11 protein-coding genes are annotated in these 13,849 nt (G+C 62.9%); 9 read left to right on the top strand and 2 right to left on the bottom strand.

Going from position 1 to position 13,849, the window contains the following annotated elements:
- Window positions 1-26: 26 nt before the first annotated feature.
- Together V3C40_RS08020 and V3C40_RS08015 are read left to right on the top strand one after the other, a co-directional pair.
- Entirely contained in the window at window positions 27-1,214 is a 1,188-nt protein-coding gene (locus tag V3C40_RS08020; RefSeq protein WP_331777106.1) for an efflux RND transporter periplasmic adaptor subunit, read from the top strand.
- A 5-nt stretch (window positions 1,215-1,219) separates the two neighbouring features.
- Window positions 1,220-3,214, top strand: a complete 1,995-nt coding sequence (locus V3C40_RS08015) for a MacB family efflux pump subunit (protein ID WP_331777340.1) — start codon at window positions 1,220-1,222, stop codon at window positions 3,212-3,214.
- Between the two features lie 53 nt (window positions 3,215-3,267).
- Here V3C40_RS08015 and V3C40_RS08010 read toward each other — a convergent pair whose 3' ends face one another.
- The gene (locus V3C40_RS08010) at window positions 3,268-4,470 is read right to left on the bottom strand and encodes an MFS transporter (RefSeq protein ID WP_331777105.1); all 1,203 of its coding nucleotides are present in this window, start codon (window positions 4,468-4,470) and stop codon (window positions 3,268-3,270) included.
- 133 nt (window positions 4,471-4,603) lie between these two features.
- On the opposite strand from V3C40_RS08010, the gene V3C40_RS08005 reads away from it, so the two are divergent.
- Window positions 4,604-5,491 carry a LysR family transcriptional regulator gene (locus V3C40_RS08005; protein WP_331777104.1) on the top strand — a complete coding sequence of 296 codons (888 nt, stop codon included), beginning with the start codon at window positions 4,604-4,606 and terminating at the stop codon, window positions 5,489-5,491.
- A gap of 175 nt (window positions 5,492-5,666) precedes the next feature.
- Window positions 5,667-6,656: an ABC transporter substrate-binding protein gene (locus tag V3C40_RS08000; RefSeq protein WP_409929618.1), complete on the top strand. Its 990-nt coding sequence runs from the start codon at window positions 5,667-5,669 to the stop codon at window positions 6,654-6,656.
- Window positions 6,657-6,725: 69 nt separating this feature from the next.
- Here the strand turns inward: V3C40_RS08000 and V3C40_RS07995 are convergent, their stop codons facing one another.
- A complete protein-coding gene (locus V3C40_RS07995; protein ID WP_331777103.1) occupies window positions 6,726-7,265 on the bottom strand; it encodes a hypothetical protein in 540 nt (179 codons plus the stop codon).
- A gap of 331 nt (window positions 7,266-7,596) precedes the next feature.
- Here V3C40_RS07995 and V3C40_RS07990 point away from each other — a divergent pair, with 331 nt between their 5' ends.
- From V3C40_RS07990 to V3C40_RS07970, 5 genes are all read left to right on the top strand, one after another.
- The gene (locus V3C40_RS07990) at window positions 7,597-8,400 is read left to right on the top strand and encodes a cytochrome C assembly family protein (RefSeq protein WP_046684240.1); all 804 of its coding nucleotides are present in this window, start codon (window positions 7,597-7,599) and stop codon (window positions 8,398-8,400) included.
- Window positions 8,397-8,657, top strand: coding sequence for a PP0621 family protein (locus tag V3C40_RS07985; protein ID WP_034746591.1), 261 nt, complete (start codon window positions 8,397-8,399; stop codon window positions 8,655-8,657). Before V3C40_RS07990 ends, V3C40_RS07985 begins: the two co-directional genes overlap by 4 nt.
- Before the next feature lie 112 nt (window positions 8,658-8,769).
- The gene (locus V3C40_RS07980; RefSeq protein ID WP_331777102.1) at window positions 8,770-9,849 is read left to right on the top strand and encodes a sigma-54 dependent transcriptional regulator; all 1,080 of its coding nucleotides are present in this window, start codon (window positions 8,770-8,772) and stop codon (window positions 9,847-9,849) included.
- Window positions 9,827-10,438, top strand: a complete 612-nt coding sequence (ampD, locus tag V3C40_RS07975; protein WP_331777339.1) for a 1,6-anhydro-N-acetylmuramyl-L-alanine amidase AmpD — start codon at window positions 9,827-9,829, stop codon at window positions 10,436-10,438. Before V3C40_RS07980 ends, ampD begins: the two co-directional genes overlap by 23 nt.
- 392 nt (window positions 10,439-10,830) lie before the next feature.
- On the top strand, window positions 10,831-13,782 hold the full coding sequence (locus tag V3C40_RS07970; protein WP_034746597.1) for a ribonucleoside-diphosphate reductase subunit alpha: 2,952 nt from the start codon (window positions 10,831-10,833) through the stop codon (window positions 13,780-13,782).
- Window positions 13,783-13,849: the final 67 nt, after the last annotated feature.

Here is a 13,849-nt window from a genome sequence, read left to right as displayed (position 1 = left end):
TTGAATGTATTGAAAGCGGCTGCCTGATGGCGGCCCGCCTGCCTACCCGCCGCGCCCGCATCCTGGGCTGCGTGGTCTTGCTGGTGCTGTTCGGTGCCGGCGCACTGTGGGCCACGCGCGGCCCGAAAACCGTGTTCGACACGGCGCCCGTCAAGCGCGGCAATATCGAAGCGAGCGTCACGGCCATCGGCACCTTGCAGCCGCAAACCTATGTCGACGTGGGCGCGCAGGTGTCGGGCCAGATCACGCGTTTGCACGTGCAGCCGGGCAGCGACGTCGATAAAGGCCAGCTGCTGGCCGAGATCGACCCCAGCGTGCAGCAAGCCACGGTCGATGCGGGACGCGCCGCGCTGGCGGGCTTGCGCGCGCAGCTGGCCGACCAGCAGGCGCAGCACCGCCTGGCGGGCCAGCAGCACGTGCGCCAGAAGCAGATGGCCAAGTTTGACTCGACGCCTTTGGCCGACCTGGAAACGGCCGAAGCCACCCTGGCATCGGCCGGCGCCAAGATCGACCACCTGAAGGCGCAGATCGACCAGACCCAGGCCAGCCTGAAGGCGGACGAGGCGCGCCTTGGCTACACGCGCATTTATGCGCCGATGGCCGGCAAGGTGGTGGGCCTGGACGCGAAGGAAGGGCAAACCTTGAACGCCACGTACCAGACGCCGAACATCCTGCGCATCGCCGACCTGTCGGCCATGACGGTATGGACGGAAGTGTCGGAAGCGGACGTGCGCCGCGTGCGCCCGGACATGCCCGTGTACTTCACCACCCTGGGCGGTGACCAGCGGCGCTGGAGCGGCAAGGTGCGCCAAGTGCTGCCGGCGCCGCCAGTGCCCGGCGGTTCCGCCGCCGGCACGGCCCTGGCGCCGTCGACCAGCAAGGTGATCTTGTATACAGTGCTGTTCGACGTCGATAACGCGGACGGCGAACTGATGCCGCAGATGACGGCGCAAGTGGTGTTTGTCACGGCCGCGGCGAACAATGTGCTGGCCGTGCCCTTGCCGGCCCTGAAACCGTCGACGGAAGAAGGCGCGAAGCCGGGGCAGTTCACGGCCCGCGTGATGGATGCGGACGGCAAGGTCGATACGCGCGCCGTCACCGTCGGCGTGCGCAACCGCCTTAGCGCGGAAGTGCTGCAAGGCTTGCGCGAAGGCGAATTGCTGGTCACGGGCGAGCAGCCGGCGGGCAGCGGCAGCAGCAGGTTCCAGCTGTGAGCGCGATGAGCGAGGCCGCGTCGCTGGGGCAACCCGGAAAATCTGGCCAGCCGGCGCCACTGATTGAACTGGAGGGTATCCGCAAGCGCTACGGCGGCCACGATGGCGCGCCGGCCGTGGAAGTGCTGCGCGGCCTGACCTTGTCGATTGGCGCCGGCGAATTCGTCGCCATCGTGGGCGCGTCCGGTTCCGGCAAGTCGACCCTGATGCATCTTCTTGGATGCCTGGACCGGCCCAGCGACGGTACTTATCGCTTCGCCGGCCAGGACGTGGCCAGCCTGAACCCTGATGAACTGGCGTGGCTGCGGCGTGAAGCGTTCGGCTTCGTCTTCCAGGGCTATCACCTGATCGCCACCGAATCGGCGCGCGAAAACGTGGAAGTGCCGGCCCTGTACGCGGGCATGCCGGCCGCCGCCCGCCATGCGCGCTCGGAAGCGCTGCTCAAGCGCCTGGGCCTCGGTGAGCGGCTCGACCACCGGCCGAACCAGTTGTCGGGCGGGCAGCAGCAGCGCGTGTCGATCGCGCGCGCGCTGATGAATGGCGGGCGCATCATCCTCGCCGATGAACCGACGGGGGCGTTAGATAGCAGCAGCGGCGCCGAAGTCATGGCCCTGCTGGGCGAGCTGGCCGACGCGGGCCACACCATTATCCTCATTACGCATGACCGCAAGGTGGCGGCCCAGGCGCGCCGCGTGATCGAGATCAGCGATGGCGAAATCGTCGCAGACTCGGGCGCCATCGCCATTCCCGCCACGTCGACGGCTCTGCCGCCGCTGGACATGTCGCGTGCCGCCCACGATACGGGCGCGGCGCTGGGCACGGAATTGCTCGACGCGGCGCGCGCGGCCTGGCGCGTGCTGTGGATCAACCGCTTCCGCACGGGATTGACCCTGCTCGGCATCGTCATCGGCGTCGCTTCGGTCATCGTCATGCTGGCCATCGGCCTGGGCACGCGCCAGCAGGTGATGGCGCAATTGGGGGCGTTCGGCTCGAATCTGCTGTACATGGCGTCGCGCGGCGAAAGCTCGCGCATCCCCGGGCGCAGCATCACCCTGGCCGACCTCGATGCGCTCAAGGACGTGCCGGGCATTTCCCACGTGCTGCCGAATGTCACGGGCAACAAGGTGATACGCCACGGCAACCTCGACGTGCAGACCTATGTGCGCGGCACGGGGCCGGCCCTGCCGCAGATTCAGACCTGGCCCGTGGCCAAGGGCGGCTTCTTTACGGAGGAAGACGAGCGCGAGATGGCCACCGTGGCCGTGCTGGGTGCGCACCTGGCCGAAAAGCTGATGCCCGACGTGCCCAATCCCGTGGGGCAAAGCATCCTGATCGGCAACGTGCCGTTCCAGGTGATCGGCGTGATGAGCGCGAAGGGCGCGCTGACGGGCGAGAAGGATGAAGACGACGTGCTGCTGCTGCCGTTTTCCACGGCCGGCATCCGCGTCTTCGGCCAGCGCGAGCCCACGTACACCGTCATGGCGGTGGACGACGTTAAGCGCGTGACGGAGGTGGAGGCGGCCGTCGACGCCACCATGTTCGAGCGCCACCGCATCCGCGACTACGGCATCAGCAACGCGGCCGCGTCGATCGCCGCCGAAGCCAAGACGCAGGACAACATGACCATGATGCTCAGCCTGATCGCCGCCGTCTCGCTGGTGGTGGGCGGCATCGGCGTCATGAACGTGATGCTGATGACGGTGCGCGAGCGCACGCGTGAAATCGGCATCCGCATGGCGACGGGGGCGCGCCGGCGCGATATCCTGCGCCAGTTCCTCACGGAAGCCGTGCTGGTGTCGGTGGTGGGCGGCGTGGCCGGCATCGTGGTCGGGGTGACGGTGGCCGGCTTGCTGCTGGTATGGGACGTGCCCGTGATTTTTTCCCTGAGCGCCATCGCCGGCGCGTTTGCCTGCGCCGTGGTGACGGGGCTGGTGTTTGGCTTCATGCCGGCGCGCAAGGCGTCGGGCCTGGATCCGGTGGTGGCGCTGGCTGGACAGTAAGCCGGCTGTTGTAAAAACGCCGGCGCCAAGGGCGGGCTGCGGGGCTACAGGTATCAACCTCGGCTTTCACTCCTGAATGCCAGCGCCTTGTTCATGGCGAAGACTGTAGCCAGCAACGAGACGGCGAGAAAGCCGATAACGGTCCATGCGAACGACGCCACGTCTGAGCGATCAAGCAAAATGCCGCCGACAACGCCGCCGCTGGCCACCGCCGTGTTCCAGCCCGTCGTGTACATCGATTGCGCCACATCAACCGACTCGCCGGCAAAGCGGGACAATGCCGTTTGAGTGATCGTGGCAAAGCCGCCCACAGCGAGGCCCCATACCGCCACGGAGGGGTAGACCACCTGCGACAGGTCGCCCCAAAGACCCAGCAGCGTGGATGCGACGGCGAAGACCATGACGCTTGCCACGGCAAGAAACTGCAGCCGCCTATCGACCATCGCACCGACGACCCATAGGCCGAGGATCGAACCGAGTCCGAAGACGAACAGGACGGTCTCCACATTCGCCGACAAGCCCGAAGGCGCGAGCAATGGCTCGATATAGATGTAGAGAATGTTGTGGGCAACAACGAAGGTGAAGACCACGAACAGCACGGCGCGAATACCGGTCTTGAAAAATATGCTGGAAAGAGCTTGGCGCTGCCCCTTGCTCTGGCCAGGGAAGTCGGGAACGATGGCAATGACCCACAGCATGAGCAAGAGTGCCAGGGCACTCATCAGGCCAAACGCGCCTTGCCAGCCGATGGCGCGGCCGAGCAGCGCTCCCAGCGGTACACCGAGCACCAAGGCGATGGTCGCGCCGGCACCGGATATCGCAATCGCCCGTCCGCCGAGATGCGACGGCGACATGCGCACCGCATAGCCAGCCAGCAGCGTCCAGACGATTCCGCCGAAGACACCGGCGAAGAAGCGCGCCACCAGAGAGACGCCATAGCTATCGGACAGCGCGGTGACGAGATTGACAAGCGCAAAGCCGAAGATCGCCGTCAATAGCAATGGACGCCGCCGTATGCCTTGCGTAAGCATGGTGACCGGAATAGCGGCGACCAGTGCACCGACTGCGTAGGCGGTAATGAACTGGCCCGCCAGGCTTTCAGAGACGCTCAAGCCTTGCGCAATGGAAGAAAGCAGGCCGGCCGGCATGATCTCGGTCAGCAGCGTGACAAAGGCTGCCATTGCCAAGGCAAGCAGCCCACCCAAGGGCAATCGCTCGGCGCTCTTGTGTCGAGCAGATGCTGTTGTCTGATGCATAAACTAGGTTCCTCAAGTTGAAGTCGTTCTGGTGTGGAGTATCAGTACGTATGCTGCCTGCTGACCAACAAAAGAAAAATAGGCTACAGTGAACAATATATGTGACATAGCAGTCATTAATCGACGGGCTTCAATGGAAAATCTTGGTTCTCTCGACCTCTTTGTACGCGCGGGGGAGGCCCGCAGCTTCACTGCGGCCGGGCAGCAGCTGGGCATTTCCGCATCTGCCGTCAGCAAGGCTATCGCGCGGCTGGAAGAACGCCTGGGGGTTCGTCTGTTCCACCGCTCCACGCGCACCATCAGCCTGACATCGGAAGGCACGTTGTTCCTGGAGCGCTGCCGCCGTATCCTTTGCGAGGTGGAGCTGGCCGAAGCCGAACTCTTGCAAACGCAAAGCGCCCCGCATGGCAAGCTGCGCATCAGTCTGCCATCGCTCGGCACCTTGTTCATGCCCAAGCTGGCGGCCTTTCAGCGGTGCTATCCCGCTGTCGCGCTGGACATCGACTGCTCGGATCGCCTGGTGGACGTGATCGAAGAAGGCTTCGATGCCGTGATCCGTACCGGAGAGCCCAGCGATTCCCGCTTGATGGCACGCACGCTGGGCGCTTATCGACGAGTCATCGTCGGTGCTCCCAGCTACTTCCAACGGGCTGGACTTCCGCAGCACCCTGAAGACCTGGCCAGCCACGCCTGCCTGCTGTACCGCTATCCCACGACGGGCAAAATGGACGCATGGCCGTTGAGCAGGAACGGTCAGCCCCTCTCCATGGATCTGCCGGGCAGCATGGTCACGAATTCGCTGGACCCGCAGATCTGCTTTGCCGAACAAGGCCTCGGTATTGCTTGCGTGCCTGATATCGCCGTGCGTCGTCAGCTGGACGACGGCCGGCTCGTCACTGTGTTGGACGAATACAACCAGGACTGCACCACATTCCGCATATTGTGGCCCTCCAGCAAACATCTGTCGCCGAAGCTCAGGGTGTTCGTGGACTTCATCGCGCAGAACTTGTTTCCGCTTTGACGGTGGCATTGCGTGATGTGCAGTGCTTTATGTATGTCGCCATACTGGGTATATGTAGCATCGTGAAATAAAAAAGATTGCTCCTGGCTCAACACACGGTACTATCTTCCCATAATAAAAAAGCAGTGTTTCGCGTGCCCTTGCGGGCACACACCAACCACCACAGGAGAACCCGATGCAGAAAAAATCAACTTTGAAGACCGGTATCGCCGCCGCCCTCATGCTGGCCTTCGGCATGGGCGCCGTCCAGGCGCAGGCGCAGGAAGTCGTGCGCCTGGGCAATTTGAAATTCGCCCATTACGGTGCCGTGTCGTACATCAAGGAAATCGCGCCCAAGTGCGGCATCAAGGTCGAAGAGCATATCTTTGCCAAGGGCCTCGACGTGATGCAGGCGATTATCGCGGGCGAGCTGGACGTTGGCGCGACGGCGTCCGAGGCGGCCATTTCCGGCCGTGCTGGCGGCGCGCCCATCTACGTGGTGGCCGGCTTTGCCAAGGGCGGCGCGCGCCTGGTGGGCGGGGCGGGGCAAAAGATCACCAGCGTCAAGGAACTCAAGGGCAAGCGCGTGGGCGTGACGCGCGGCGGCATCCAGGAAGTGCTGCTGCTGGCCGAGCTGTCGCAGGCGGGCCTGACGTATTCCGAAACCAAGGGCAAGGATGTGCAACTGGTATTCCTCGCCTACGCCGACTTGAATCAGGCGCTGATGGGCAAGAATATCGACGCCATGATGCAGTCCGAGCCGCAATCGTCGCAGGCCATCAACAAGGGTTTTGGCACCGAAGTCATCAAACCGTACGATACGCCGATCGGCGAACCCGTACGGACCATGGTGATGACGGAAAAGTTTTACAAGGAACGCCGTCCCGTGGCGGAAAAATTCATGCGCTGCTTCGTCGAAGCGACCAAGACCTTTATCGACAACAAGGCGACGGCGGAAAAATATGTGCGCGAAGTCGTGTTCCGCGGCCAGATCACGAAGGATGACTTCGACGACGCGATCAGCAATTCGCCGTACTCGTATGACATCTCGCCCGAGCATATCCAGATCACCACGGACGTGATGGTGAAAACGGGCGTGGGCCGCATGACGAAACCGCCTGTGGCCAAGGACTGGGTCAAGACGGACTTGCTGGAGCAGGCGAAAAAGAGCCTGAACGTGAAGTAAATCAGGCAACCATGAAAAAAACCTCCGCACCAGCGATGGCGCGGAGGTTTTTTTTATGGCAGGGTGGCCTTAGCGGGCGTTAAAACCCATCCAGCCTTTTTCCGTCTGGCGGAAGCTCAGCGTGTAGATGCGGGTCAGTTCATCGCCTTTCTTCAGCTGGCGGCTGATGATGGCGCCGTAATTGTCTTGCACGAGCTGGTCCGACCATTGCATCAGGTTGTCGAAACGCTCGGCCGTCATCGCCGCCTGGCGCGCCAGCAGCGGTGCGGGAATCGCCTTCTTTTCCTGCTGCCGCACCCAGAATTCGCGGAAGACCTTGTTTTCGCCGCCCATGCCGCGCGCCATCAGGCCCAGGCCCATGGTCATGCCCACGGTGCCGTCCGTTTTCGCCTCAGCCTCGAGCTTGTCGGCCACGTCGGCCAGCAATTCCAGGTAGCCCACCTTGGCGCGCAGCACGGCCGAGCCCTTGATTTCGTATTGTTCGTTCTCTTTCCAGCCGTTCAGCTTTTCCAGCTTCGCGATGTCGAAGTACTCCTTGTACAGGTCATAGCTTTGGATGGACGTGCGGAAATACTCCTCGTACGTGGATTGCGAGGGCGCATCTTTCATGCAACCGCTTAATACGGTGCAGGCGGCCAGCAGGAGACAGGTCCAGGAAATTTTTTTGAAAGAAAACATGGCGGTGGGGGCGAGTGGCGAAAAGTGAAAGATTGTTGCTCTATGGACATAATTATAGGGCTGGCTCATCCAGATGGCAACGTGGCCGTGACGCGGCGGCAGTGCGCCGCAGGAAAGATTGCTGAAATCTTGAGGGTGCGCCACCCTGTCGTGGCCGAGGCGCGATATCATGGCAGGCTTGCGGTGTCGGCTGGCGGCGAATTGCCTGCAGCCCATACTGTCGCTTGAATCGCGCTTGCCGGCTATGGTGTAAACTTAAACTATGCAGATCTATTTCTTTTTCATCGCCGCCCTGTTGTATGCGGCGTGCGCGGTGCTTCCCTCGTCCCGTGCCCGGCTCATTGCCGGCCTGACCGGCGTCGCCTGGCTGGCGCACGCCGCCACCCTGTGGTTCGACCTGATGGCGCCGGGCACCTTGCGCTTCGGTTTTTCCGCCATGCTGTCGGCCGCGCTGTGGGTTTCCGTGGGCGCCTACTGGATAGAGAACCGCAATTTCAGCCTGGACGGACTGCGCCGCATGGTCATGCCCAGCGCCGTCCTCGCCATTGGCCTGGCCTGGGCCTTTCCTGGCAGCCAGGTCAGCATGGAAGGCAAGTCGGCCGTCTTCGGCTGGCATATTGCCGTGGCCGTGCTCGCCTACAGCACCCTGACGATTGCCGCTTTTCACGCCGTGCTGATGGCGTTGCAGGAATCGCGTCTGCATACGCGCAGCGAAAGCCGCGGCTTCATCGGCACGGCGCTGGACCAGCTGCCAGCCCTGCTGACGATGGAAAAACTGCTGTTCCGCATGATCGGCCTGGGTTTTATTTTGCTCAGCCTGACCGTGCTGTCGGGCATCGTGTTTTCTGAGCAACTGTTCGGCAAGGCCCTCAACTGGGATCACAAATCCGTGTTTACCATGCTGTCGTGGCTGCTGTTTGCCTCGCTGCTGGCAGGCCGGCGCTTCCGCGGCTGGCGCGGCAAGACGGCCCTGAGCTTTACCCTGGCCGGTTTCGCCACCTTGCTGCTGGCCTATGTCGGCAGCCGTTTTGTACTGGAAGTGGTTTTACACCGAGGATTCGCATGACACGTGTTTTATTCTGGCTGGCGCTGGTGTTCCTGGTGCTGTTTGCGATCCGCAGCAAGATCCGTGGCATGCAGCAGCGCGCCCGCGCGCAGCAACAACAGCAGCCGAATCCGTTTGCGCCGCCCGGCCGGCCGCAGGAATTGCCTGATGCCGAGCTGATGCTGTGCTGCGCCCACTGCGGCGTGTACTACCCGGCCTCCGAAAACGTGCAGGCCAAGGGCCACGATTACTGCAGCCACGCGCACGCCACCTTGTAAGGGCGGGCCGGCGCGCCGTTGCTCATCCGTATCGTAACGTCCTCCGGCCTCCGTCCGGCGTAGCATCTGCAAGAGGCGGTTCGCCGCCGCCATTGCGGAAAGGCGCGCTTCCATGTCCCGTCCCAATCCTGGTCCGGATACCGTGACCGCCACCGGCATGCCGCCGGCGCCGCAACTGAGCGGCAACTCGCTGCCCATGCAGGCGCTGCGCGCGCAGATCGGCCGCATCGCCCGCTGTGGCGCGCCGGTGGCCATCCGCGGCGAATCGGGTACGGGCAAGGAACTGGCGGCGCGCGCCATCCATGCCCAGGGCGCGCGCGCCAGCTTCCCGTTTATCGCCGTCAACTGCGGCGCTATTCCCGAAGCGCTGATGGAAGCGGAATTCTTTGGCTGCCGCCCGGGCGCTTATACGGGCGCGCTGCACGAACGCCAGGGTTTGTTCCAGGCGGCCCATGGCGGCAGTTTGTTGCTCGATGAAGTCGACGACCTGCCGCTGGCCATGCAGGTAAAGCTGTTGCGCGTGCTGCAGGAGCGCCGCGTGCGCAAGCTGGGCGGCAATAATGACGAAGCCGTCGACGTGCGCATCCTGTGCGCGAGCCAGCATGGCCTGGCGCGCGGCGTGGCCGCCGGCACGTTCCGCCAGGACCTGTTTTACCGGCTCAACGTGATCGAGCTGGCGTTGCCGCCGCTGCGCGAGCGGCGCGGCGATCTGCAGGTATTATGTGAGGTGATCCTCGCGCGCCTGTCGCCACGCCGGACCGTGAGCCTGGCGCCGCCGGTGCTGGCGGCCCTGGGTGCGTATGCGTTTCCCGGCAATGTGCGCGAACTGGAAAACGTGCTGGAGCGGGCGCTGGCGTTTGCCGACGGCGGCGTGATCGCGCTCGACGGGCTGGCCTTGCCATCCACGGCGGGCGGCATGCCCTTGCGGGAGGCGCCGGCATTGCCGGACTTGCCGGAGCGGCAACTGTGCCTGCCCGGCATGGCCGCGCATGGCGTGGCCCCCGTCCTGCCGCTGGACGTGTATTTGCGCCAGGCCGAGCGCGACATGATCATGCTGGCGCTGGCACAGGCGCGCTACCACCGCGCAAGGGCGGCGCGCCAGCTGGGCTTGAGCGTGCGCCAGTTGCGTTACCGCATGCAGAAATTGACGATACAGGAAGCTTTACTTGATGAGCGGATGGACGATAGATGAAGACGGCTGGTGCGACGGCGCGCTGCGCTACGACTCGCCGCACCACGATGCGCGCCCGGATGATGTGCAAGTCGACTTGCTGGTGATCCATAACATCAGCTTGCCGGGCGGCCATTTTGGCGGGCCGCATGTGTCGGACTTGTTTACGGGCCGGGTAGATTATAATGCCGATCCTTCTTTCGCCGACCTGCGTGGCGTGCAGGTGTCGGCGCACTTTTTTGTGCGGCGCGATGGTGCGTTGTTGCAATATGTTTCTACTGATCAACGTGCCTGGCATGCGGGCGCGTCCATGTTCGAAGGACGCCCGCAGTGCAATGGCTATTCCATCGGTATCGAAATGGAAGGCGCGGACGATGTGCCCTTCCAGCGGCGGCAATACCATGTGCTGGCGGCGCTGACGGCGGCGCTGGTGGCGCGCTACGGGCTGTCGCAGGTGCGCGGCCACGAGCATATCGCGCCGGGGAGGAAGACGGATCCGGGGCCGTTTTTTGACTGGCATTTTTATCAAAAATGCTGGCTGGAAACCTTGCGCGTGCAGCCTGCGTTAGCGCTTACTTCGCGGGGATTGGGCTTTCCATCCACACCCTGAAAAGTCAACCGAAATCGTATATGAAAATACAAAAAATTACGCTGGCGGATGCCGGAAAACTATTGCATCACCCTCCGATGGGTACTACAATTAGTGCAGAAGTTGGATGTAAAGACTATATCTAGTGCCATCACAGACGTTTTCAGAATTATTGTCAAAGCTACCCGGATTGCTGATAAAGCACTGGAACTGGCGGTTTATCACCCTTGATCGTGTTTCGCGCCAGCCGGGCAGTACGGTGTGGCGATATGGCGTCTGACTCTGTTTTATGCATTAAGAATTTACTATTTAGCAACAAATACCTGAAGAAACCCTGACCATCGGGCGTTCTATTCAACAACACACGCGGCAGCAAAACTGCAGGCTGACTTTAGCTGACAACGGGAGCTTCAATGCAATCACCACAAGATATTTCCATCCATCCAACGCCAGTATCGCCAGCGCCAGGCGCGGCCAACAGCGTGGCGAGCACGGGCGCGGCATTGGGCGACTATCGCATCATCCGCCGCAACGGTGCGGTGGTGGCATTTGAGCCTTCGAAGATCGCCATCGCCATGACCAAGGCGTTTTTGGCCGTTAACGGCGGCCAGGGCGCAGCCTCGGCACGCATCCGCGAACTGGTGGAACAGCTGACCGACGGCGTCGTCGCCGCGCTGGTGCGCCGCCATCCGGGCGGCGGCACCTTCCATATCGAAGACGTGCAAGACCAGGTGGAACTGTCGCTGATGCGTTCGGGCGAGCACGACGTGGCGCGTGCCTACGTGCTGTACCGCGCCAAGCACATGGAAGAGCGCCGCCTGCAGAAGGAAGCGCAAGGCGCGTCCGCGCAAGTGACCGCGCCCCAGCTGAACGTCACCGACAACGGCGTGCGCCGCCTGCTGGACATGCAGGAAGTGCGCGACCTGATCAACGCCGCCTGCGCCGGCCTGGAAAAGCACGTCGATGCCGACGCCATCCTGGCTGAAACCGTGAAAAACCTGTACGACGGCGTGCCTGTCGAAGAGCTGCACAAGTCGGCCATCCTGGCGGCGCGCGCGCTGATGGAAAAAGATCCGGCCTACAGCCAGGTCACGGCCCGCATCCTGCTGCACACGGTGCGCAAGGAAGTGTTCGGCAAGGAAGTGCCGCAAGCGGCCGCTGCCGCCGAATACCTGACGTATTTCCCGCAATACATTGCCAAGGGTATCGCCGCTGAGCTGCTGAACCCGGTACTTGCCAGCTTCGACCTGGAGCGCCTGGCCAAAGCCATCGTCGCCGACCGCGACTTGCAGTTCGGCTACATCGGCCTGCAAACCCTGTATGACCGCTACTTCCTGCACATCCAGGACGTGCGCATCGAAATGCCGCAGGCGTTCTATATGCGCGTGGCCATGGGCCTGGCGCTGAACGAAGCGGACCGCGAAGCGCGCGCCATCGAGTTCTACAGCCTGCTGTCCTCGTTCGACTTCATGAGCTCGACGCCAACCCTGTTCAATTCGGGCACCCTGCGCTCGCAGCTGTCGTCGTGCTACCTGAGCACCGTCTCGGATGACCTGGAAGGCATCTACGACGCCATTAAGGACAATGCGCTGCTGGCCAAGTTCGCCGGCGGCCTGGGCAACGACTGGACGCCAGTGCGCGCCCTGGGCGCCCACATCAAGGGCACCAACGGCAAGTCGCAAGGCGTGGTGCCGTTCCTGAAAGTGGTCAACGACACGGCCGTGGCAGTCAACCAGGGCGGCAAGCGCAAGGGCGCCGTCTGCGCCTACCTGGAAACCTGGCACATGGACATCGAGGAATTCCTCGACCTGCGCAAGAACACGGGCGACGACCGCCGCCGCACGCACGACATGAACACGGCGAACTGGATTCCCGACATGTTCATGAAGCGCGTCATGGAAAAAGGCGATTGGACCCTGTTCTCGCCATCGGACACGCCAGACCTGCACGACAAGGTCGGCAAGGCTTTTGAACAGGCGTACCTGGGCTACGAAGCCAAGGCCGCCGCTGGCGAAATCCGCGTCTTCAAAAAGATCGCCGCGCTGGACCTGTGGCGCAAGATGCTGTCGATGCTGTTTGAAACGGGCCACCCATGGATCACGTTCAAGGATCCTTGCAACATCCGCAGCCCGCAGTCGCATGTCGGCGTCGTCCACAGCTCCAACCTGTGCACGGAAATCACGCTGAACACGGGCCCTGACGAAATCGCCGTCTGCAACCTCGGTTCCGTCAACATGCCGGCGCACATGAAGGAAGGCAAGCTCGATCACGTCAAGCTGGCCAAGACCATCCGCACCGCCATGCGCATGCTCGACAACGTCATCGACATCAATTACTACGCCGTCGACAAGGCGCGCAATTCGAACATGCGCCACCGTCCGGTCGGCATGGGCGTGATGGGCTTCCAGGACTGCCTGCACATGATGCGCGTGCCGTTCGCCTCGGACGCCGCCGTGTCGTTTGCCGACACCTCGATGGAAGCCGTCTGCTACTACGCCTACCTGGCGTCGACGGAACTGGCCGAAGAGCGCGGCCGCTATGAATCGTACGCCGGTTCGCTGTGGGACCGCGGCATCCTGCCGCAGGATTCGGTGAAACTGCTGGCCGAAGAGCGCGGCGGCTACCTGGAAGTCGATTCCTCGTCGGCCATGGACTGGACCCCGGTGCGCGAACGCATCGCCAAGTTCGGCATGCGCAACTCGAACTGCGTGGCGATCGCCCCGACGGCGACGATCTCGAACATCATCGGCGTGTCGGCCTGTATCGAGCCGACGTTCCAGAACCTGTACGTGAAGTCGAACCTGTCGGGCGAATTCACCGAGATCAACGGCTACCTGGTGCGCGACCTGAAGGCGCGCGACCTGTGGGATGAAGTCATGATCTCCGACCTGAAGTACTTCGACGGCTCGCTGGTGAAGATCGACCGCATCCCGCAAGACCTGCGCGATATCTACGCCACCGCCTTTGAAGTGTCGCCAAGCTGGCTGGTGGAAGCGGCTTCGCGTCGCCAGAAGTGGATCGACCAGGCCCAGTCGCTGAACATCTACATGGCTGGCGCATCGGGCAAGAAACTGGACGAAACCTACAAGCTGGCATGGCTGCGTGGCCTGAAAACCACGTACTACCTGCGTACCATCGCTGCTACCCACATGGAGAAATCGACCTCCAAGACGGGCGCCCTGAATGCCGTGGCAGTCGACGGCGGCATGTCGGCCAGCGCGCAAAGCGCCCAGGCAGCGGTCGTGGCGGCAGCAGCGGTGGCCGTGGCGCCAGTGGTGGCAGCGGCAGCGGACGACGCCGATGGCGAAGCTTGCTACCTGCGCCCAGGTGATGACGGCTTTGAAGAGTGCGAAGCCTGCCAGTAAAAACCTGCTGCGCAGCCCCCTCTCGGGTTCTGTGTTGCTCACCGTACTAAAGTACGGCTGCGCTACT

The organism is Janthinobacterium sp. LS2A (genome assembly GCF_036543145.1).
Taxonomy (GTDB): Bacteria; Pseudomonadota; Gammaproteobacteria; order Burkholderiales; family Burkholderiaceae_D; genus Janthinobacterium; species Janthinobacterium aestuarii.
Note: the sequence above shows the minus strand (reverse complement) of the source record. Positions and strands in the feature narration are given on the sequence as shown.